The sequence below is a fragment of the Pseudonocardia benzenivorans CB1190 genome (assembly GCF_000196675.2).
GTDB lineage: Bacteria > Actinomycetota > Actinomycetes > Mycobacteriales > Pseudonocardiaceae > Pseudonocardia > Pseudonocardia benzenivorans.
This window is the reverse complement of sequence record NC_015312.1, coordinates 7,062,795-7,083,960: the sequence shown is the minus strand read 5'-3', so window position 1 is coordinate 7,083,960 and position 21,166 is coordinate 7,062,795. Positions and strand designations below refer to the sequence as shown.

Genomic DNA, 21,166 nt, shown 5'->3' with positions numbered 1-21,166 from the left:
CCTGCCGCCTGGGCGGCTCAGATCGCCTTGGCCTCGTTGCGGCCGATCTCGCGGGCCAGCACGTCGGAGAAGGTGAACGTGCCGGTCGGCTGGTCGTCCTGGCCCAACAGGTAGAGCCGCTTCACCGCGACGAGGATGCCCTCGGCGACGACATCGCGGAACTCGGGCCGCAGGAGCTTGCGCCGGTCGCCCAGGTTGGACAGGTAGCCGACCTCGACGCGCACCGTCGGCATCCGCGTGAGGCGCAGCAGCTCCCACGTCCGTCCCTGGCTGCCGCAGTCGAGCATCGACGTCCGGCTCAGCAGCTCGCGCTGGATCAGGCCGGCAAGGGCCTCCCCCACGGTCGACGTCGGCCCGGACCCGCTGCCGAAATGGAAGGTCGCGAGCCCCTGGGCGTGCATGCTGCGGTTCGCGTCCGTGTGCAGGGAGAGCACGAGATCGGCGTTGGCGCTGTTGGCGAACGCGGCCCGCTCCGCCTCGGGTGGGCAGGTGTCCTCGCGACGCGTGAGCATCGCCTCCATGCCCGTCGCCGCCATCCGGCCCACCAGCCGCCGGGCCAGGTCCCACATCAGGTCGGCCTCGTTGACCCCGCTGACGACGACACCGGTGTCCGGCCCGCCGTGACCCGGGTCGACGACGATGCGTTTGCCGCGCATCCGAGGGCCGGCCCGGCGCAGCAGCTCCTGCTCACGCAGCAGCCCCGGACGTCCGCCGGTGACCTTGCGGCCCAGCTGGCGCAGGGCGCGCAACGTCTGCGGCCCGCACACGCCGTCGGGCACGAGCCCGTAGTCGCGCTGGAAGCCCTTGAGGCCGCGCTCGGTCTGGTCGTCGAAGACACCGCCGGGACGTCCGACGTCGTACCCCAGCTCGAGGAGACGCTCCTGCAACGTGACGACATCGTCGCCACTCATCGGGGCGGAGATGAGGAGTGCGAGCATGCGGTCGCCGAGCTTCCAGCCGGCCTCGCGCAGCGCGCGGTAGGTGGCGGGCCCCACGACACCGTCGGTGATGAGGCCGCGGCGCTGCTGGAAGGCGCGTACCGCCTGCTCGACGTGCTCGTCGAACAGCTGCTCCGCGGGACCGCCGGGGGGCGCCTGCTGCCCGGCGGGAAGCCCGTAGCGGGCCAGCATCCCCCGGATCTCGGCGACCGCCGGACCACTGTCTCCGCGGCGGAGCAGCTGCATGCACCCTCGCTCGATCGTCGTCAGACCCCGCCGCCGGCGGCGTGCGGACGGCGCCCATTGTGCCCTGCGGTACCCCTACCGAGGGACAGCGGGGCGTGAACGGGCGTGTCCCACTCGTGACCTGTGGGGGCAACCATCGTCCACCTGGCGCAACGCACGAGTCCGGCCGGCCCACCGATGCGGGCCGGCCGGACTCGGTCGACAGTGGCGCGAACCTCAGCCGATGTAATCGGCCAGATCGGACAGCAGCGCGGCCTTGGGTCGGGCGCCGACGATCGTCTTCACCGGCTTGCCGTCCTTGAAGAGGATCATGGTCGGGATCGACATGACCTGATAGGCCGCGGCGGTCTTCGAGTTGACGTCGATGTCGAGCTTCGCGACCGTCAGCTTGTCGGAGTGCTCGCCGGCGATCTCGTCGAGAACCGGGGCGACCATCTTGCACGGACCGCACCAGGTGGCCCAGAAGTCCACGAGGACCGTCTTGTCGCTCTTCAGGACGTCCGCCTCGAACGAGGCGTCGGTGACGTCCACGGTGTTGTTGCCCATCGTGTTTCTGCCCTTCACGAGATGGTCGACGGAGGTGGTGGTCTGTCGGTCGGGAGCGGCGCCCGCGTCAGTGCCGCGTCAGTGCCGCGTCAGTGCGCGGCAGCCGCTGCCTCGGGAGCCGCGGTGCCGTAGCCGCCGCCCGCCAGCTCGGCCGGGATCGGCGCCTCGGCGAGCCAGCGCTCGGCGTCGATCGCCGCGGAACAGCCCGAGCCCGCCGCCGTGATCGCCTGCCTGTAGGAATGGTCGACGAGGTCACCACACGCGAAGACACCCTCGACGGCGGTGCGCGTCGACGGGGAGTCGACCCTCACGTACCCGTCGTCGTCCACGTCGAGGACATCACGGACCAGCTCGCTGCGCGGGTCGTGTCCGATCGCGACGAACATCCCCGTCACGTCGAGCGTCGACTCCTCGCCGGTCACGGTGTCGCGCAGGCGCAGGTGCGCCACCGACCCGTCGCCGTCGACGCGGACGACCTCGGCGTTGGTGCGCCACTTGATCTTCGGGTCGTTCTGGGCGCGCTCGAGCATGATGCGCGAGGCCCGGAACTCCTCCCGGCGGTGCACGATCGTCACCGAGCGGGCGAATCGGGTGAGGAAGGTGGCCTCCTCCATCGCGGAGTCGCCGCCGCCGATGACGGCGATGTCCTGCTCGCGGAAGAAGAACCCGTCACACGTGGCACAGGCCGAGACGCCGCGGCCGAGGAGCTCCTGCTCGCCGGGGACGCCCAGGTAGCGCGCAGCGGCACCCGTCGCGAGGATGACGGCGCGGGCCCGGTAGGTCTCGCCGTGAGCGGTGACGCTCTTGACGGGGCCGGTGAGGTCGACGGAGTCGACGTCCTCGGAGCGCAGCTCCGCGCCGAAACGCTTGGCCTGGTTGCGCATCTGCTCCATGAGCTCCGGGCCCATGATCCCGTCGGTGAAGCCCGGGTAGTTCTCCACCTCGGTCGTCGTCATGAGGGCGCCGCCGAACTGGGACCCCTCGAACACGAGCGGCGCGAGCTGGGCGCGCGCGGCGTAGACGGCAGCCGTGTAGCCGGCCGGGCCCGACCCGATGATGATCAGTTCCCGGACGTCGTCGGTGCTCACCGCAGCAGTCCCTTCCCCGTACGTCGGGGCGAGCCGGTCGGCCCGCCATCCGGTTGAGTCAACGCGAGTCTAGAAGTGGTCATTCCCCGTGGAGGCCCCGGTCACGTCGGGGTGGTCACCGCGCGACGACCTGGTCGGCCAGCACGTGCCCGCCGCCGGAACCGCACTCCGGATCGACGACGAGCAGCCGGAACCGGCCGAGATCCCCGGTCGGCAGGACCAGCAGGACCCCGGGAGCCCCGTCGACCAGCACCCGGCGCGTCGCGAGCGCGGGTGCCGGTGGCGTGCTCGCGGTGGACGCCGAGGGTGCGCGCACCGGGGGCGTCGCGACGCCCACCGCGGCCAGGCATGCAGCCTGCCGTGCGGGGTCGGACAACGGTCCCTCGGGTACGGCCGAGGGCGCCGCGGCCGCCCGGAGCGTGTCCGGATCCCGCGGCGTCCCGCTCGGCGACCACCACAGCACTCCTCCGACGACGGCCAGCACCACCGCGGCGACCCCCGTCCCGACCCGGACGCGGTGCGACGGGCGTCCTCCGGGTCGGTCGGGGGCTTCCCGACGACGTCGCCCCCGGCCGCCGAGGAACCGCGCCGCTCGTGTCGAGCCCGGCATGCGCGGCGCGGCTGCCCCGGTCGTGATCGTCGAGCCGGGTCCCGGCCGCGGGTCGCGATGCGGGACCGGAGTGTCCGGCCTGCCGTCGGCAGGAGGTGTGTTCCCGGGGGCGGACGGAGCCGGGCCGCCGCGATCCCGCACCGTCCCCGGACGCGTCGTCGCGCGTACTGGGCGTCCGGAAGGCCCCTCCACGGGCTGGGAGGCCGCCGGCGGGGAGAGAGCGGGTGGGGGCGCTGCTGGGTCGGACACCGCGGGTCGGGTTGGCGCCGGGTCGGACAGCCCGGGTCGGGGCGCTGCCGAGTCGGACGCGACGGGCCCGGGCACCCCGGCTGGCGACACGACAGGTTGCGACACGACAAGCGGGAGCCCGGCAGGCGCGGGCGCGGCGGGTTGGGGCCCGGCGGGTTGGGCCGCTGCCGGGTTGCGGGCCGTGGGGCCCGCGGGTGTCGGGTTGGGGACCGCGGGTCCGGGCCCGGCCGCGGGCTGCGACTCGGTGGGCTGCGACTCGGTGGGCTGCGACTCGGTGGGCTGCGACTCGGTGGGCTGCGACTCGGTGGGCTGCGACGCGGTGGGCTGCGACGCGGTGGGCTCGGGCACACCGGGTTGGGACACCGCGAGCTGGGACGCGGCGGGCTGGGCCACGACGGGCTGCGAACCGTCGGGTTGGGGCGTTGCCGGGGTGGACGCTGCGGGTTGGGGCGTTGCCGGGGTGGACGCTGCGGGTTGGGGCGTTGCCGGGGTGGACGCCGCGGGTTGGGGCGCTGCGGGGCTGGACACCGCGGGCTGGAGCGTTGTCGGGTCGGACCCCGCAGGCTCGTACACCGCGGGCTGTGCCGATCCGGGAACCACCGGGTGGGTGCTGGGGGCCCGTAGCGCCGCGGGTGTACGTCCGGAGTGCCGCAGGACATCGGCCGGCGCCGGGTACGGTTCCGCGCCCTCGGCTCGCAGCGCGGCAACGGCGTCGAGGATGCCGGTGCGGACGTCGTCCGGCATCGGGTCGCGGACGACGGCGCCGAGCTCGGACCGCACCGCGGAGAGGGCGGAGAGGACCCGTGCGGCGTCCGGGTCGGTACCGGCAGCCGCGAGCAGGTCGCAGGAGCAGTCGCCGTCGCAGCACGATCCGGCGTCGAGCTCGGCGAGGCGCAGGTGCGCGGACCAGGTCATCAGGACTCCTCGCGCAGGTGGCCGAGCAGGGTCGCGAGCCGCAGCCGGCCCCGCGCGCAACGGCTCTTCACGGTGCCCGTGGGCACGTCGAGGATCCGCGCCGCCTCGGCGACCGGGTGGCCCAGCACGTCGACGAGCTCGATCGCGAGCCGTTGGTCGACGGGCAACGTCGCGAGCGCCTGGGTCACGTCGAGGCGGGTGGCGACGGCGCGGCCGGGATCGGGGCGTCCGTCGGGGACGTCGTGCTCGGGCAGGGGGACGGTCCGCCGCCGTTGCGCGCGCCGGAGCCGGTCGAGGCAGACGTTGACGAGGATCCGGTGCAACCAGGTGCTCAGTGCGGCCTCGCCGCGAAAACCGTCAAGCCGACGAAAAGCTGTGAGCAGGGATTCCTGCACCGCGTCACGGGCTTCCTCCCGATCCCGCAGCACCCCCAACGCGACCGCCCACAGCCGGTCGCCGTGGCGGCGCACCAGCTCGTCGAAGGCCTGCGGGTCCCCCGCGCGGTGTGCCGCGACGAGGGCCACGTCGTCGAGGGCGGGGGCGGACACGCGGGCACGCTAGGTCGGCGGGGCCCACCGTCGAGCGGGTTCGGCCGAGGTGTTCGCAGGCGCGAGCGGTCAGACGCCCGCGCGCTGGAAGGTCATCTCGTCGATCTCGGTGACGTGGGTGTCGCCGTCGCCGCCGAGCTTGGTGATCCAGACCAGCAGGTGCTGGACGGGCTGGCTCTGGGCCAGCGAGACCTGGGTGACGCCGGACTGCAGGGTCGCCCGCGCGATCGGCACGGTGTCGGCGAGGTCCGCGTCGGCGCTGGTGGCCGACCGGATCTCCACGATCGTGCCGTTGCTCGGCGACTCGATCGACAGGCTCGACAGCTGCACGGCCGACGCGAAGGACACCATGACGCCGACCCCGGGCTTGAGCGCGGGGAACTGCTGCCGGTACTCGTAGGTCCGCCAGCTCGTCGTGGGGTTCCCGTCGATGACACGAGAAATGCGGCCGGCGTTGTCGGGGTCGGACGTCGTGTCGAAGACCTCGACGCCCGCGGGGGCGACGGCGCTGGTCGCGGCGGGTGGCGCCTGTTGCGGCGCAGCACCGGCCACGACCCCGCCGCCGGGCGCCGTCGGCGCGCTGACGACGATCTTCGGGGCCCCGGACGAGTCGCCGAAGACAGACCCGAGCACCAGCCCGAGGTAGCCGAGCACCACGAGTACCCCGACCCCGAGGACGACGAGCCCGATCATCAGCTTGCGGCGGCGGTCGGGGTCCGGGGGGCGCCGGGCGCGCGACGAGTCCTGCCAGACGTCGCCGGGCGCGGGCGGCAGCCCGTCGTGCACCGGCGGGAAGAGGGCGTTCTTGTCGTCCTCGCTGACGACCTCGGACAGCATCCGGTGCACGGCCGCTGCGGTCCGGACACGTTTGGGGCTCGTGGTGTCGCCGTCGGAGTCGGGAGCCAGTGCGCCGACCGCGACCGCGTCGAGCTCGACCGGCACACCGGGCCGCACGTCGGAGGGCGGGACGACCGGTCCCGTGAGCTCGGCGTCCTTGCCCTGTGTGGCGGCCGCGGAGCCGGTCGGCCGGCATCGTTCCGCGACCTCCATGCCCGCGCGCGCCGCGTCGGCACCCGAGAGCGCCCACCTGCCGGTGAGCAGTGCGTAGAGGACGGCGCCGAGACCGCGCACGTCGTCGGCGGGGGTGACGTCGGGGCGAGCGAGCACGAAGGTGAGCTGGGCGCGCCCGTCGGAGCTGATGCGGATGCGCTGGGGATGGTCGCAGCCGAGGACGAGGCCGTGCCGGTGCGCGGCGGCGGCGGCGTCGGCGAGCGGCTCGACCATCCGGGCGGCGGTCATCGGGCGCAGCATCCCGTCGGCGAGGACCTCGGCGAGGCTGCGGCCGCCCGTCCACTCGCTCACGGCCGCGCCGAGCACGTCTGCGGGCAGGGCTGCGCCGCCGGGGGCGAGGACGTCGAGCAGCCGGGCGGCGCCGCGGTGCTCGAAGCTGCCGGTGCGCAGCGCGCGCACGATCATCTCGCCGGCGCGGGCGGTGCCGTCGGGGTCGTCGGACTCGGGATCGGTGGCGAGCCGGCGCAAGAGGGTCACGGCCACGTCGCGGCGCAGGACGGTGTCCTCGGCGAGCCAGAACTCGGCGCCGGCGGCCGGCTCGGTGCCGAGTTTCTCGGTGAGGCGGTAGCGGCCCGCCAGGGTCGTCCCCGCGTCGGTGGCGGGCTGCCCGTCGGGCGGTGGGGCGGCAGGCCGGCCTGGCTGGGCGGGGACGGTCGCCATCACGGTGCGCGCGGACGCGGACTGCTCCTCCGTCTGCCCGCTCACCAGCGCCGCCTCCCCCTGCGGACGCAGCTCACACGTCCGGTTACGACTCCCCCGGGCAAGCCTACGACAGCGGCGGGCATCGCGACGACAGGACGATGCGGGCGCGTCGGACGGGAACGACCACGTGAGAGGGTTCTCGTCAGTCCGACCTGATCGGAACGGTGGGTGCGGTCGCCGCGTGCTCGGGTCGTACGGGCGTCCGGCCGACGGGTCCCGGTGGGCCGGGAAGATCGCCGGGTCCCGGCGGCGCTCCCGTCCGCGGGCCCGACGGCGGTCCGGAGCCCCCCTTGACGCGACGCAGGATCCGGCGCGCCACGAGCAGGACGAGCAGGCCGCCCGCGATCACCGTCAGCCACACGGTGACGGTGCCGTAGGCCGTAGAACGGACCTGCAGCCGCGTCGGCGGGCCGAGGATGTCGCCCTTCGGTGTCTGGACGATCGCGTCGACGGCGAACTGGCCCGCGCGCACGACCTGGGCGCTGACGCGGACCTGGATCCGGCCGAGCGGGGGCACCCGCTGGTCGGGGATCGGGCTGACCTGCAGGCCGGCGGTACTCGCGATGACGACGCGGACGTCGAGCGCGACGGGCAGCCCGTTGGACACCGTGAGCAGCAGCGGCGCGTCCGAGGTGCCCAGCGAGTAGGGCCCGGGCGGCTCCAGGACGCGCACCGTGCCGCGCAGCTCGTCGAGCCTGATGGCGGCGAGGTCGGCTGCGGTCGCCGCGAGGGCGGGCCGGCCGCGCCACGACGCCGACACCGGCCGCAGCATCGAGCGGCGCAGCGGGTCGAACACGGCCGCGGGGGTGACGTCGGCACCGGGCTCCTCGATCGCGGCCGCCGACATCGAGTCGACGTCGGCGATCAACGCGCCGACCCGATCGACGGTCGTCGCCGGAATCTCGTCGCCGCCCGCCTGCAGCGGGTAGAGCAGCGTCGCGTCGCGGCCCGTCGCGCCGGTCGCCGAGAGCGGGCGCGGGACGAGCAGGCCGTTGTCGACGAGCAGCGACGCCGCCGACAGCAGCGCGTCGGCCCCGGCGCCGTCGGCGCCCCACAGGTGCGGCGGGGCGAGGACCAGGGGCGCCTGTCCCGAGGTCCCGGAGGTCCCTGCGGCCGAGGCGCTGCCGCCGGAGGTGGCGCGGAACGCGAGCGTACCGATGGTGTCCTGAGTGGACAGGGGCGTCGAGACGGGCACCGCGGAGCTGGCGACGGGCGCACCCGAGCCGGTCGGCACATCGGTGCCGGGGGTGGCTGCGGCGGTGAGCAGGGGGTCGGTGAGCAACGCGCTCGGCCCCTCGCGCAGCGGCACGACACCCGACCGCCCGGAGCCGGCGATGCCGTCGGCGGAGAGCACGAGGCCGGTGAGCCGGGCGGACCCGGCCAGGGCGTCGACGGTCTCGTCGTCGACGACCCCGTCGGCGGGCCAGAGGATGCCGGTCTGCAGCGGGGTGTCGAGGATGTCGGCGGCGACGTCGCGCCCGCCGGTGACGGCCTCTGCCGCGGTCGTGCCCTGGCCGCCGCGGGCGAGGGCGACGAGATCGGCGTCGGCGAACGGCAGCGCGACGACACAGCCGCCGCGCACCGTCGACGTCAGCGCGGCGAGCCACTGCCGGGCGGCGTCGGCGCCGCTTCCGGGGGTGAGCGCGCCGCCGGCACCGCGGACCTGGTAGCCCTCGGCCATGGCCTCGGCCGTCTGCAGCAGATCGGGGTCGACGGCGACGCAGATCCCCGAGCGCAGCGCCGAGCCGGACGGGGCGCGCTGGGCGAGTGCGCTGACGAGCCCGTCGAGCCGCCCGCCCGGGGCGAAGGAGCGGGCGAGGTCGTCGTCGGTCAACGTGGTGGTCTCGCCGGGGACGCCCGGCAGCCGGTGCGGCACGTCGACGATCGGGTAGAGCATCGTGAAGGGCCGGGCCGGGCCGGTGGTCGTCGCCGGGACGGCGGGCTCCAGCGCGCCGTCGACCGCGTCGGCCGGCAGGGAGAGGACCGGCAGCAGCATCCGGGTCGCGGCGAGCCGGGCCCGCGGCTGACCGTCGGGCTCGCCGTTGACGTTGACCAGCAGCGGATAGGTGCCGGGCCGGTCGATCGCGAGGCCCGAGCCGCCGGTGCCGCGCAGCGGTGCCTCGACGCTGAAGTGCACGGTGTCCCCGGGCGCGAGCGTCCCCGGCACGTCGACGAACGCCGGCGTGACCGTGTCGGTGCCCGCGCGGCCGGCGAGTGCGGACTCGACGTCGGAGGCCGTGCGCAGGGCGTCGCCGCGCTGCAGTCGCACACCCAGCTGGGACACCGGCAGGGCACCGCTGTTGCGAATGGTTCCCGTCACAGTGACGAATGTGGGGCCGTCGAGGGTCGCGACCCGCGGGGTCAGCTGGTCGAGCGCCAGATCCACCGACACGGCGGGCCCGGCGTCCGGCTCCGCCGGCGCGGCGAGTGCCTGGCCGGCGAGCGGGCCGGCGAGCATCAGCAGCGCGATCGCGACCAGGGTCGCGACCGCTCTCACGCCGACTCCTCCAGCAACTGGGTGGCCCGGCGGATCAGCCGCCGTTCGTCCGCGTAGGCGAGGCGCGACTCCAGCTCCTCGAGCGGCACCCACGCCACCTCGGACACCTCGACGTCGAGATCCGACAGCTCACCACCGAGCGCGCGCAGGAGGAAGTGGTGCACGGTCTTGTGCACACGGCGGTCCTCGGCGACGAACCAGAAGTCGATGGTGCCCAGAGGTGCGACCACCCGCCCGATGATGCCGGTCTCCTCCTCGACCTCGCGCACCGCCGCCTGTTCTGCCGTCTCACCAGCCTCGATGTGCCCTTTGGGCAGCGACCAGAGCAGCCGGCCGCGCCGGTCGAGCCGGCCGATGATGGCCGCGCTGCCGCGCTCGTGGTCGACGACGAGCCCACCCGCGGACGTCTCGTCGACGGTGCGCAGCCGGCGCCTGCGCTCGGGTGGTCGACCCGCGCGGCGCCCTCCTGAGCGACCGCGCGAGGTGGACATGGCCCGATGGTAACGATCCAGGGCACGGCCGGCCCGGTACTCGCCGCGGCCCGTGAGCGGAATCCGGACGCGGGCGTCGGAACGCGTTGCCTAGACTGGCCCGCCGTGTCTTCCCCGTTGTTGATCCCCGGCTCGTCGGCCGCCTCGGTGACCGCCGAGGCGACCCCGGGCACGCCCGCCCGGCCGGGCGACGCCTCGGACGACGCGGACCTGCGTCGCGCCCAGGAGAATGTCCTCGTGGACCTGCTCGCCATCCCCGCGGTCGCCGACGAGCTCGGCGAGCGCTTCCGCGCGGCGGGCCATGTGCTCTACCTGGTCGGCGGCAGCGTCCGTGACGCGCTGCTCGGCCGCGGTGCCGCTGCCGGCGGGGACCTGGACTTCACGACGGACGCGCGCCCCGAGCGGATCCAGGAGCTGCTCGCGGGCTGGGCCGACACCGTCTGGGACACCGGCATCGACTTCGGCACGATCGGCGCGCGCCGCGGCGACCACGTCCTGGAGATCACGACGTTCCGCGCCGACGCCTACGACCGCGTCGGGCGCAACCCGATCGTCCGCTTCGGCGACTCGATCGAGGGCGACCTGGTCCGCCGCGACTTCACGGTGAACGCCATGGCGGTCGAGGTGCACGCGCCCGACGGCCAGCGCCGCTTCGTCGACCCGCACGGCGGTCTCGCCGCGCTGGCCGCCGGGACCCTCGACACCCCCGCGACCCCGCAGGAGTCGTTCGCCGACGACCCGCTGCGGATGCTGCGCGGAGCCCGCTTCGTCTCGCAGCTCGGCTTCGCGCCGGCGCCGCGCGTCGTCGAGGCGATGACGGCGATGGCGGGCGAGCTCGCGCGCATCACCAAGGAGCGGGTGCAGGCCGAGTTCTCCAAGCTGATCCTGGGCGCGCACCCGCGGCGGGCGATCGAGCTGATGGTCGACACCGGGTTGGCCGAGCTCGTCGTGCCGGAGGTGCCGGCCATGCGCCTCGCGATCGACGAGCACATGCAGCACAAGGACGTCTACACGCACTCGCTCGTGGTGCTGGAGCAGGCGATCGAGCGTGAGCAGGACGGGCCCGACCTGGTGCTGCGGCTCGCGGCGCTGCTGCACGACGTCGGCAAGCCCGACACGCGGCGCAAGGAGCCCGACGGCAGGGTGAGCTTCCACCACCACGAGGTGGTCGGCGCCAAGATGGTGCGCCGCCGGCTGCGGGAGCTGCGCTACCCGAAGGTCGTCGTCGACGAGGTGGCCCAGCTGGTGTTCCTGCACCTGCGCTTCCACGGCTACGGCAACGGCGAGTGGACCGACTCGGCCGTGCGTCGCTACGTCACCGACGCGGGCCCGCTGCTCGACCGGCTGCACAAGCTCGTCCGCTCCGACTGCACGACGCGCAACCGGCGTCGCGCGGCCGCGCTGCAGCGCAGCTACGACTCCCTCGAGGAGCGGATCGCCGCGCTGCGCGAGCAGGAGGAGCTCGACTCCATCCGGCCCGACCTCGACGGCAACGCGATCATGCAGCTGCTCGGGTTGCGGCCGGGGCCGCTCGTCGGCAAGGCGTACAAGCACCTGCTGGCGCTGCGGATGGAGCGTGGCCCGCTGTCGCACGAGGAGGCCGAGGCCGAGCTGCGGGCCTGGGCGGCCGAGAACGGCGTCTGAGACCGGTCAGCTGCCGGAGGCGCGGCGGCGCAGCTGCAGCTCGTGCGCCACGAGCCCGATGACGTAGATCCCCGCCGCCGCGCCCAGCAGGCCGGGCGCCCAGCCGTCGGGCGGGCTGAGCAGCGCCGCCGCGGCCACGGCGACGACATAGCTGATGTTGAACAGCGCGTCGTAGAGCGCGAAGACGCGGCCGCGGACGTCGTCGCCGGTCTCGCTCTGCACGGCCGCGTCGGTGCACAGCTTGACGATCTGACCGGTGGCCCCGAGCAGGAACGCGGCGGCGAGCACCGCCGGCATGCCCAGGAACGCGGCCAGCCCGATCTGGGTGAGCACGGACGCGCCCAGGGCGAGCCGGACCGTCATGGCCCGGCCGATGCGGTGCACCAGCCACGGCGTGAGCAGCGCCGCGACGCCGAGCCCCGCGGCCGCGAGCACGACGGCCTCGCCGACGCCGGTCATCCCCGCCCGCAGGACGCCGGAGTCGGCGAAGGCGTACCGGAACAGCAGCAACGACACCAGCGTGCCGATGCCGAACGCCAGCCGGTGCGCCATCAGCGCGGCGAACGAGGCCGCGACGGTCGGGGTGGCGGCGACGGCGCGCAGCCCGTCGGTCATGCCGTGGACCACGACGCGGGTCGCCGACCTCTCCGCCGCGGGGGTGGCCGGAGCGCTCGCGTCGGAGGCCGGGACGCGGTCGGGCCCGAGGCTGCCGCGGCGGAACCCGGCGGCGACGAGCGCGGCGACCAGCGGACCGGCCAGCGCGATTGCCGTGACCAGTGCGGACCCCGAGTTGCCCGAGCCGATGACGGCGCGCAGGCCGATCGCGGTGGCCCCGCCCAGCGCGGCGGTGGCGGCCCCGGCGGTGGCGGCGATCGTGTTGGCCTCGACGAGATGCCGGGGCTCGACGACGTGCGGCAGCCCCGCCGACAGCCCCGAGAGGACGAACCTGCTGGCCCCGGCCACGGCGAGCGCGGCGAGGTACAGCGGGACCCCGCCGGCGCCGGTGCCGACGAGCACCGCCACCGCGACGATCAGCAGCACGCGGACCAGGTTGGCGACGACGAGCACCCGGCGGCGGTCCCAGCGGTCGAGCAGCGCGCCCGTGAACGGGCCGATCACCGAGTACGGCAGCAGGATCACCGCGAGCCCGGCGGCGACGGCCAGCGGGTCGGCCTGCCGCTCGGGGTTGAACAGGACGGCCCCGCCGAGCGCGGCCTGGAACAACCCGTCGCCGAACTGGGTGGCGAAGCGGACGGCCAGCAGGCGGCCGTACCCGGGGGACCGCAACAGCCGCGACAGCCCCGCCTTCTCGCGGGCGCCGACGGTGGTCGTCTCCCCCGTCGTGGCGGCGGACGAGGAGGACACGACCGGAAGGCTACTGCCCCGGCGCGGGTGCGACGATGGGTGACGTGAGGGACGACCGCACCGGGACCGCTGGCTCCTCCGTGCCGGTCGCGCCGGGCACGCTGCTCGTGGCGTCGCCGGCGCTGTCGGACCCCAACTTCCGCCGGACCGTCGTGTTCGTCGTCGAGCACCGCGACGACGGCAGCCTCGGCGTCGTTCTCAACCGGCCGAGCGAGGCGGACGTCCGCGACGTGCTGCCGGCCTGGGAGGCGTTGTCCTCACAGCCACGGTCGGTGTTCGTCGGCGGGCCGGTCGACGCCCGGACCGCGCTCTGCCTGGCCGCCCTGCGCACGGGCGTCGCGACATCGGGCCTCGACGGCGTGGTCGCGGTACGGGCGCCGGTCGCGCTGGTCGACCTCGACAGCGACCCGGCGGCGCTGGCCCCGAAGCTGCGGGGGCTGCGCGTGTTCGCGGGCTACTCCGGCTGGGGCCCCGGCCAGCTCGCGGGGGAGATCGAGCGCGGCGACTGGATCGTCGTGCCCGCGCTGCCCGACGACGTCATCACCGAACGGCACGCCGACCTGTGGGGCCGGGTGCTGCGGCGGCAGGGCACTCCGCTGGCGCTGCTGGCGACGTTCCCCGCGGAGGTCGGCCTCAACTGACGCCGGTGGCGGAGCCGGTCGCGCCGGCCACGCCCGCGGGCCGGCAGCCCTCGACGAGCGAGCACCCCGCGCACGCCCCGGCGCACGCCGAGGGCTCCTCCTCGACGAGCCGCGCCGCCCGGTCGCCCAGCGCGCCGCCGATGCCGGCGAGCGCGAGCACCGCGACGACGGCGACGACGAGCAGGACGATCCCGACCGCACCCGCCGGCCGCGCGACGAGCCCGGCGCCGGCGGCGACCGCGACGGCGCCCGCGGCCCCGACCAGCGGCGCGGCCACGCGGTTCGCCGTGACGAACGCGCGCTCGGACGAGAGCGTGGCAAGGGTGCGCACCCCGGCGAAGCGGTTGGGACGCAGGACCCCGCGGGCACCCGCGACGGCGAGCGCACCGAGGCCCGCCCCGCTCACGATCAGCAGGGCGCCGAGGACGACGGTCAGGGTGGCAGGCACCGGTCAAGCCTAAGCCAACCCGTTCGCGGCCCTCCCGCCAGCGGCGTTACGCTTGACGTCGCAGATGGCCCGCGTCGACGCGGTCGCGTCGGAGGCGATCCGGCGCCGTCGCGCCGGGCCCCCGTCCCACCGGCCGGGGTCTCCGACGTCTCGCCCGCGGCTACCGATCCCGGTCCGCGGGGGACTCACCGTGGCCGTCACCGAGATCGAGCTGAGCGGACGGACATGACCACGGAGACCACCGGCGCGACCACCACGGCCGAGCGCACCGACGCCGAGGCGGGCACCCCGCCGTTCCGGTACGGCGCGGCGCTCGCCGGCCGCATCGAGCGCAAGTGGCAGGACCGCTGGGAGGCCGAGGGCACGTTCCGCGCGCCCAACCCCGGCGAGCCCGGGTCGGAGCGCAAGAAGGTCTACCTGCTCGACATGTTCCCCTACCCCTCGGGCGCCGGCCTGCACGTCGGCCACCCGCTGGGCTTCATCGGCACCGACGTCCTGGGCCGCTACCTGCGGATGACCGGGCACAACGTGCTGCACGCCATGGGTTTCGACGCGTTCGGCCTGCCCGCGGAGCAGTACGCCGTGCAGACGGGAACCCACCCGCGCACGACGACCGAGGCCAACATCGCGCGCTACCGCGAGCAGCTGCGCCAGCTGGGCCTGGCCCACGACGACCGGCGGTCGGTCGCGACCACCGACGTCGAGTTCTACCGCTGGACGCAGTGGATCTTCCTGCAGATCTTCAACTCCTGGTACGACGTCGACGCCGACCGCGCCCGCCCCGTCGAGGACCTGGTCGCGCAGTTCGAGTCGGGTTCGCGTCCCACCCCCGACGGCCGGCCCTGGGGTGAGCTCTCCGAGGTCGAGCGCCGCGCGGTCGTCGACGGGTTCCGGTTGGCCTACATCTCCGAGGCGCCCGTCAACTGGTGCCCGGGACTGGGCACGGTGCTGGCCAACGAGGAGGTCACCGCCGACGGGCGCAGCGAGCGGGGCAACTTCCCCGTCTTCCGGCGCAACCTCAAGCAGTGGATGATGCGGATCACCGCCTACTCCGACCGGCTGGTGGCCGACCTCGACCGGCTCGACTGGCCGGAGTCGGTGAAGGCCATGCAGCGCAACTGGATCGGCCGCTCGGAGGGGGCCCGCGTCCGGTTCGCCGTCGAGGGTTCCGACGAGCCGATCGAGGTCTTCACCACTCGTCCCGACACGCTGTTCGGCGCCACGTACATGGTCCTGGCGCCCGAGCACCCGCTGGTCGACGCGATCGTGCCCGCCCGCTGGCCCGGCGACGTCGACGCCCGCTGGACCGGTGGGGCCGCCACCCCGGGCGAGGCCGTCGCCGGCTACCGCGAGGCCGCGGCCCGGAAGTCGGAGCTGGACCGTCAGGAGAACAAGGAGAAGACCGGCGTCTTCACCGGCGCGTACGCGACCAATCCGGTCAACGGCGAGCGCATCCCGGTCTTCGTCGCCGACTACGTGCTCATGGGCTACGGCACCGGCGCGATCATGGCGGTCCCGGCCCAGGACACCCGCGACTGGGAGTTCGCGACGACCTTCGGACTGCCCATCGTGCGCACCGTCGATCCCGGGGAGGGCTGGGACGGCGAGGCGTTCACCGGCGACGGTCCGGCGATCAACTCGGCCAACGACGAGGTCAGCCTGAACGGCCTCGGTGTCGCCGACGCCAAGCGGACGATCATCGACTGGTTGGCGGGCAAGGGGTTCGGCGAGAGCGTCGTGCAGTACAAGCTGCGCGACTGGCTGTTCTCCCGGCAGCGCTACTGGGGTGAGCCGTTCCCGATCGTGTGGGACGAGCACGGTCCGGTCGGCCTGCCCGACTCGGAGCTGCCCGTCGAGCTGCCCGACGTCGACGACTACTCCCCCAAGACCTACGACCCCGACGACGCCGACACCGAGCCCGAGCCGCCGCTGTCGCGTGCCACCGAGTGGGTCGAGACGGAGCTGGACCTGGGCGACGGGCCGCGCGCCTACCGTCGCGAGACCAACACCATGCCGCAGTGGGCCGGCTCCTGCTGGTACTACCTGCGTTATCTGGACCCGGACAACCACGAGCGGTTCGTGTCCGAGGAGGCCGAGAAGTACTGGGTCGGCAAGGACCTGCAGCGCTCCGCGGCCGACCCGGGCGGTGTCGACCTGTACGTCGGCGGCGTCGAGCACGCCGTGCTGCACCTGCTCTACTCGCGGTTCTGGCACAAGGTGCTGTTCGACCTGGGCCACGTGAGCAGCGAGGAGCCGTTCCGCACGCTGTTCAACCAGGGCTACATCCAGGCCTACGCCTACACCGACGCGCGCGGGCTGTACGTCCCGGCCGAGGAGGTCGTCGAGGGCGACGACGGTGGTTTCACGTGGAACGGCGAGCCGGTCACCCGTGAGTACGGGAAGATGGGTAAGTCGCTGAAGAACGTCGTGACGCCCGACGAGATGTGCGACCGCTACGGTGCCGACACGTTCCGGCTGTACGAGATGTACACGGGCCCGATGGAGGCGTCGCGGCCGTGGTCGACGCGTGACGTGGTCGGTCCGCAGCGGTTCCTGCAGCGTGTGTGGCGCAACATCGTCGACGAGGAGACCGGTGAGTGCCGCGTCACCGACGACGCGCTGGACGAGGACACGCTGCGTGCCCTGCACAAGGCGATCGCCGGTGTCCACGAGGACTTCCCGGCCCTGCACTACAACACTGCCGCGGCCAAGCTGATCGAGCTCAACAACCACCTGACCAAGGTGTACGGCGGGGCGGGGGTCCCGCGCGCGGTGGCGGAGCCCCTGGTGCTGATGCTGGCCCCGCTGGCCCCGCACGTGGCCGAGGAGCTGTGGGCGATCCTGGGGCACGACGGCTCGTTGGCCTACGAGCCGTTCCCGGTGGCCGACGCGCGCTACCTGGTCGCGGAGACCGCGGAGTACCCGATCCAGTTCAACGGCAAGGTGCGCTCCCGGATCACGGTCCCCGCGGCGGCCGACGTCGCGACCGTGCAGGCCGCCGCACTGGCCGACGAGAAGATCGCCGCGCTGCTCGACGGGCGCGAGCCGCGCAAGGTCATCGTCGTGCCGGGCCGTCTGGTCAACATCGTCGGCTGACGCCGGCGAGGGGCGCCTCAGTGCGGGCGGCGACGCGGCGGCTTCGCAGGCAGCCGCGTCGCCTCGCCGCGCCGCGCCGCACTGCGCCCGGGATCGGCGAGCCACTTCTCGACCTCGGCGACCACAGTGCACGCATTCGCGACGGCGCGGGTCGCCTCGTCGGCGGGGACGGGCTCGTAGCCGTGGTCGGCCAGCAGCGTCTGGTTGAACAGCGCGCGCAGCAGCCGGCCCGCCTCCGGGTCGAGCGCCCGCTCGCGCACGACACGACGCACGAATGCCGACACGACGTCGGAGTAGTCGCCGCGCGTCTCACCCAGCACCAGCAGTGCGGTCTCGGCCGCGTGGTAGGCGGCGTGGAACGCGCGTGAGAGCGCCTGGGTGGTGAAACCGTTGTCCAGCAACAGGGTCGCGGCGTCGATCTCCTCGTGCGCCCGCTGCATCCCGGAGTTCACGTGATCCGCACCGACCCGACCTTGGCCCGGATGATCATGGGTTCGGTGGGCCGGCCCATGGCCGCCTCGGCGACGGGCAACGCGGTGATCGTCAGGCCGGTGCGTTCGGTGTGCTGCCAGAGGACGGCGTCCATCCGGTCGAGCTCCGCCCAGGTCGAGTCCACCTTGTCCAGGACGACGAGCAGGTCCAGATCGGACTCCACACCGCCCTCACCGCTGGCCCACGACCCGTAGAGCAGGACGCGGTGCAGCCGCGGACCGTAGAGGTCGGCGAGATCGGCCGCGACGGCGGCGGGGACGTCGGCGTTGCGGGGTGACGGATCGGGGTAGCGCGCCCGTGCCCGGTTCGCCGCCGCCTCGTCGATGAGCCCCTCCTCCAGGAGCCAGTCGACGGCCCCGCGGCGCGCGCGGGCGTCACGGAAGCGGTACCATTCGTCGCGGACCTCGGGGAACTCGAACAGCGCGTTCTTGAACCGGCGGAACGCGCCACGCCCGTCGATGGCCTGGTCGAGCAGCTCGGCGGCCCGCCGGTGCTGCACCGCCTCGACGAAGTCGCGCATGTCGCCGTAGCCCTCGCCGGCCTCCATGGGCGGAATGCGCCGCCAGCCGGCCGGCTCGTCCTCGTGGGCCGGGACGGCGCGGATGCGCCCGGTCGCCGGATCGATCCACCACGTCGAGCCGGGCGTCCGGTCGTCGCGGGCAGCGCCGAGCTCGGCGAGGTCCACGTCGTCCGGGTCGAGCATCCCGCGATGCTAACGCCGTCGGATCGCCGTGGGTGTCGCGAATGTAGACGACACCCACCCGTGACGCGTGCAGGTCCGGCCGGGGACACCGGCCGGACCCTGCGCGGGGAGCGAGGCCCCGGAGCCGCGGTCGACCCGCGTCAGACGCGGCGGGCTCCCGAGAACGGCATCGACGCCAGGCTGCTGATCTTCACCGGCTGGCCCGCGGTGCTGGCGTGGACCACCTGGCCATTGCCGATGTACATGGCGACGTGGCTGACCGGCTTGTAGAAGAAGACCAGGTCACCGGGCTGCAGAGCGCTCTTGGCGACCGGCGTGCCGAAGGTCGACTGCGCTCGGCTCGTGCGCGGCAGGGTGATCCCGACCTGCTTGAAGGCCCAGTACATGAGGCCGGAGCAGTCGAAGGCGCTCGGGCCCGCCGCACCGTAGCGGTACGGGGCGCCGATCTTGCTCATGACGATGGACAGCACCGAGGCCTTGCTGGCGACGTTCTCGACGGGCGTCGACACGACCTGGGCCGGCCCGGTGACGACGGCGGGGGCCTCGGCGGTCGCGACGGCCGGAGAGTCCAGGACCGCGGCTCCGGAGGCGGCGGGGGTCGTTCCCGCAGGAACGACGGCGAACGCGGCGGCCGCGGCGGTGACCGCGACGACGGCCGTCCGGATCGTGAGGAAGCGGGCGGTGTGCGTGGGCACGGGTGTTCCTTCGGGGGGTAGCACCGTCGGACACGCATGACCCTCACTCCACGGCGGGGGGGAGCGTGGGGCGGGCCGGTCTGCGGTCTGCTGGGGGTTGCAGGCCGTTCCGGGTCCCGCCCGTGTGTCCGGACGATGACCGCGTGCCCCTCTGCTCCGGGTGAGCGTCGGTCGCACACGGCCGTTCGCCAAATTACGAACAGATTTCGACAAGTAGTCATGACCAATGTCTCATTCAATACCGCGTATTCGGGTGATCGTTGTCACCGAAAGGAACCCGAACAGTCGAATGGCGACCGTGTAATTCGGTGCTTTCCGCAGTGGTAAACCGGGGAGCGGTGTGTGACCAGTCACATCAGGCTGAGTTATAGCCCCGTTATTGGTTCGGACGGGTGACAACAATTGCAGTCCGGAAGCAAGTCCAACCGTTTCGGTCCGGAAACGACGGGAGCCCCGTTCCGCGGCTGCGGAACGGGGCTCCCGGGGTGGAGCGGGGTGCGGGTCAGTCCTGGCGCTCGCCGCGGATGAACTGCTCGACCGCGTCACGGGCGATGTCGTCGCCGTACTGCTCCGGCGGGGACTTCATGAAGTAGCTCGACGCGGACAGGATCGGGCCCCCGATGCCGCGGTCCTTGGCGATCTTCGCGGCCCGCACGGCGTCGATGATGATGCCGGCGGAGTTGGGCGAGTCCCAGACCTCGAGCTTGTACTCCAGGTTCAGCGGCACGTCGCCGAACGCGCGGCCCTCGAGCCGCACGTAGGCCCACTTGCGGTCGTCGAGCCACGCGACGTAGTCCGACGGGCCGATGTGCACGTTGTCCTTGCCCATGTCCCGGTCGACCTGCGACGTCACGGACTGTGTCTTGGAGACCTTCTTGGACTCCAGACGCTCGAGCTCCTTCATGTTGAGGAAGTCCATGTTGCCGCCGACGTTGAGCTGCATCGTGCGGTCGAGCTGGACGCCGCGGTCCTCGAAGAGCTTCGCGAGGACGCGGTGCGTGATCGTCGCGCCCACCTGCGACTTGATGTCGTCCCCGACGATCGGGACGCCGGCGGCGCGGAACTTCTCCGCCCACACCGGGTCCGAGGCGATGAAGACGGGCAGCGCGTTGACGAACGCGACGCCGGCGTCGATGGCGCACTGCGCGTAGAAACGGTCGGCCGCCTCGCTGCCCACGGGCAGGTAGGAGACCAGGACGTCGGCCTCGACGTCGCGCAGCACCTGGGCGACGTCGACCGGCTCCTCGTCGGCCTCGGTGATCGTCTCGCGGTAGAAGCGGCCCAGCCCGTCGAGGGTGTGGCCACGCTGGACGGGGACGTCGAGCGGGGGCACGTCCGCGATCTTGATCGTGTTGTTCTCGCTGGCGAAGATCGCCTCGGAGAGATCGCGACCCACCTTCTTGGCGTCGACGTCGAACGCCGCGACGAAGGTGATGTCACGGACGTGATAGCCGCCGAAGTCGACGTGCATCAGGCCCGGGACCCGGGTGGACGGGTCGGCGTCCGCGTAGTACTGGACACCCTGTACCAGCGACGCCGCACAGTTGCCGACGCCGACGACGGCGACACGCACCTGGCTCATGGCCGGCTCCTCCTTCATTCCTCACGTGGATCCGGCTGCGTCGCCGGAGGATCCTGTTGTTCCGCCTGCTCGCGGCTGATCAGCTCGTTGAGCCACCGGACCTCCCGCTCGGTGCTGTCGAGCCCGAGCTGGTGCAGGTCGCGGGTGTACCGGTCGATCTGCTCGCCCGCACGACCGAGTGCGGCGCGCAGGCCTTCCCGGCGCTCCTCGACGGCGCGCCTGCGGCCCTCGAGGATGCGCATCCGGGTCTCGGCCGGGGTGCGCGAGAAGAACGCCATGTGCACGCCGAACGTCTCGTCGTCCCACGCCTGCGGGCCTGCGTCCGCGAGGAGGTCCGCGAAGCGCTCCTTACCCTCGGCGGTGATCCGGTAGACCTTCCGGCTCCGCCGTGACCACGCGCCCGCGGCGGTCTCGGCCGCCGGCTGGTCGCTGTCCTCGACGATCAGCCCGGCCCGCGTCAGCCGACGCAGCGCCGGGTAGAGCGAACCGTAGGAGAAGGCGCGGAAGCCGCCGAGGCGCAGACCGATCTGCTTGCGCAGCTCGTAGCCGTGCATCGACGCCTCGTTGAGCAGCCCGAGGATCGCGAGTTCGAGCACCGG

General features: G+C 73.5%; 18 protein-coding genes. 3 read left to right on the top strand and 15 right to left on the bottom strand.

Translation table 11 applies throughout. The features are described from left to right. Positions 1-17: 17 nt before the first annotated feature. The 8 genes from PSED_RS33510 to PSED_RS33475 form a co-directional block, all read right to left on the bottom strand. The gene (locus tag PSED_RS33510) at positions 18-1,184 is read right to left on the bottom strand and encodes an N-acetylmuramoyl-L-alanine amidase (protein WP_013678650.1); all 1,167 of its coding nucleotides are present in this window, start codon (positions 1,182-1,184) and stop codon (positions 18-20) included. A gap of 216 nt (positions 1,185-1,400) precedes the next feature. After that, positions 1,401-1,730 carry a thioredoxin gene (gene trxA / locus PSED_RS33505; protein WP_013678649.1) on the bottom strand — a complete coding sequence of 110 codons (330 nt, stop codon included), beginning with the start codon at positions 1,728-1,730 and terminating at the stop codon, positions 1,401-1,403. Between the two features lie 89 nt (positions 1,731-1,819). Then, positions 1,820-2,818 (bottom strand): thioredoxin-disulfide reductase, encoded by a 999-nt coding sequence (gene trxB, locus PSED_RS33500; protein WP_013678648.1) that lies wholly within the window; start codon positions 2,816-2,818, stop codon positions 1,820-1,822. Between the two features lie 115 nt (positions 2,819-2,933). Next, positions 2,934-3,305 carry a hypothetical protein gene (locus PSED_RS33495; RefSeq protein ID WP_049803570.1) on the bottom strand — a complete coding sequence of 124 codons (372 nt, stop codon included), beginning with the start codon at positions 3,303-3,305 and terminating at the stop codon, positions 2,934-2,936. 1,286 nt (positions 3,306-4,591) lie between these two features. Continuing rightward, a complete protein-coding gene (sigM, locus tag PSED_RS33490) occupies positions 4,592-5,140 on the bottom strand; it encodes an RNA polymerase sigma factor SigM (RefSeq protein ID WP_013678646.1) in 549 nt (182 codons plus the stop codon). Between the two features lie 69 nt (positions 5,141-5,209). After that, complete coding sequence (locus PSED_RS33485; RefSeq protein WP_013678645.1) at positions 5,210-6,916, bottom strand: protein kinase family protein; 1,707 nt, start codon at positions 6,914-6,916, stop codon at positions 5,210-5,212. A 139-nt stretch (positions 6,917-7,055) separates the two neighbouring features. Then, positions 7,056-9,410 (bottom strand): DUF6049 family protein, encoded by a 2,355-nt coding sequence (locus PSED_RS33480; protein WP_013678644.1) that lies wholly within the window; start codon positions 9,408-9,410, stop codon positions 7,056-7,058. Next, positions 9,407-9,901: an NUDIX hydrolase gene (locus PSED_RS33475; protein WP_013678643.1), complete on the bottom strand. Its 495-nt coding sequence runs from the start codon at positions 9,899-9,901 to the stop codon at positions 9,407-9,409. Before PSED_RS33475 ends, PSED_RS33480 begins: the two co-directional genes overlap by 4 nt. A gap of 6 nt (positions 9,902-9,907) precedes the next feature. Here PSED_RS33475 and PSED_RS33470 point away from each other — a divergent pair, with 6 nt between their 5' ends. Next, positions 9,908-11,545, top strand: a complete 1,638-nt coding sequence (locus PSED_RS33470; RefSeq protein WP_013678642.1) for a CCA tRNA nucleotidyltransferase — start codon at positions 9,908-9,910, stop codon at positions 11,543-11,545. Between the two features lie 6 nt (positions 11,546-11,551). Here the strand turns inward: PSED_RS33470 and PSED_RS33465 are convergent, their stop codons facing one another. Beyond that, positions 11,552-12,910, bottom strand: coding sequence for an MFS transporter (locus PSED_RS33465; RefSeq protein ID WP_013678641.1), 1,359 nt, complete (start codon positions 12,908-12,910; stop codon positions 11,552-11,554). Positions 12,911-12,945: 35 nt separating this feature from the next. On the opposite strand from PSED_RS33465, the gene PSED_RS33460 reads away from it, so the two are divergent. Continuing rightward, entirely contained in the window at positions 12,946-13,551 is a 606-nt protein-coding gene (locus tag PSED_RS33460) for a YqgE/AlgH family protein (protein WP_013678640.1), read from the top strand. On the opposite strand, the gene PSED_RS33455 is transcribed toward PSED_RS33460, so the two are convergent. After that, a complete protein-coding gene (locus PSED_RS33455; RefSeq protein WP_013678639.1) occupies positions 13,544-13,999 on the bottom strand; it encodes an SdpI family protein in 456 nt (151 codons plus the stop codon). The genes PSED_RS33460 and PSED_RS33455 overlap by 8 nt on opposite strands. 225 nt (positions 14,000-14,224) lie before the next feature. On the opposite strand from PSED_RS33455, the gene leuS reads away from it, so the two are divergent. Further along, positions 14,225-17,095, top strand: coding sequence for a leucine--tRNA ligase (gene leuS / locus PSED_RS33450; protein ID WP_013678638.1), 2,871 nt, complete (start codon positions 14,225-14,227; stop codon positions 17,093-17,095). Positions 17,096-17,112: 17 nt separating this feature from the next. Here leuS and PSED_RS33445 read toward each other — a convergent pair whose 3' ends face one another. From PSED_RS33445 to PSED_RS33425, 5 genes are all read right to left on the bottom strand, one after another. Then, entirely contained in the window at positions 17,113-17,547 is a 435-nt protein-coding gene (locus PSED_RS33445; RefSeq protein ID WP_233899239.1) for a HEPN domain-containing protein, read from the bottom strand. Continuing rightward, positions 17,544-18,290, bottom strand: coding sequence for a UPF0158 family protein (locus tag PSED_RS33440; RefSeq protein WP_013678636.1), 747 nt, complete (start codon positions 18,288-18,290; stop codon positions 17,544-17,546). Before PSED_RS33440 ends, PSED_RS33445 begins: the two co-directional genes overlap by 4 nt. 140 nt (positions 18,291-18,430) lie before the next feature. Further along, positions 18,431-18,985 (bottom strand): C40 family peptidase, encoded by a 555-nt coding sequence (locus PSED_RS35830; RefSeq protein WP_013678635.1) that lies wholly within the window; start codon positions 18,983-18,985, stop codon positions 18,431-18,433. A gap of 502 nt (positions 18,986-19,487) precedes the next feature. After that, positions 19,488-20,567, bottom strand: coding sequence for an inositol-3-phosphate synthase (locus PSED_RS33430; protein WP_013678634.1), 1,080 nt, complete (start codon positions 20,565-20,567; stop codon positions 19,488-19,490). 14 nt (positions 20,568-20,581) lie between these two features. Further along, positions 20,582-21,163: a PadR family transcriptional regulator gene (locus tag PSED_RS33425; RefSeq protein ID WP_013678633.1), complete on the bottom strand. Its 582-nt coding sequence runs from the start codon at positions 21,161-21,163 to the stop codon at positions 20,582-20,584. Positions 21,164-21,166 lie beyond the last annotated feature (3 nt).

Bases quoted from the DNA above. Each gene is read 5' to 3' on its own strand.
- PSED_RS33510 (WP_013678650.1), bottom strand. From the start codon at position 1,184: ATGCAGCTGCTCCGCCGCGGAGACAGTGGTCCGGCGGTCGCCGAGATC.
- trxA (WP_013678649.1), bottom strand. From the start codon at position 1,730: ATGGGCAACAACACCGTGGACGTCACCGACGCCTCGTTCGAGGCGGAC.
- PSED_RS33475 (WP_013678643.1), bottom strand. From the start codon at position 9,901: ATGTCCACCTCGCGCGGTCGCTCAGGAGGGCGCCGCGCGGGTCGACCA.
- PSED_RS33470 (WP_013678642.1), top strand. From the start codon at position 9,908: ATGGTAACGATCCAGGGCACGGCCGGCCCGGTACTCGCCGCGGCCCGT.
- PSED_RS33460 (WP_013678640.1), top strand. From the start codon at position 12,946: ATGGGTGACGTGAGGGACGACCGCACCGGGACCGCTGGCTCCTCCGTG.
- leuS (WP_013678638.1), top strand. From the start codon at position 14,225: ATGACCACGGAGACCACCGGCGCGACCACCACGGCCGAGCGCACCGAC.
- PSED_RS33440 (WP_013678636.1), bottom strand. From the start codon at position 18,290: ATGCTCGACCCGGACGACGTGGACCTCGCCGAGCTCGGCGCTGCCCGC.
- PSED_RS33430 (WP_013678634.1), bottom strand. From the start codon at position 20,567: ATGAGCCAGGTGCGTGTCGCCGTCGTCGGCGTCGGCAACTGTGCGGCG.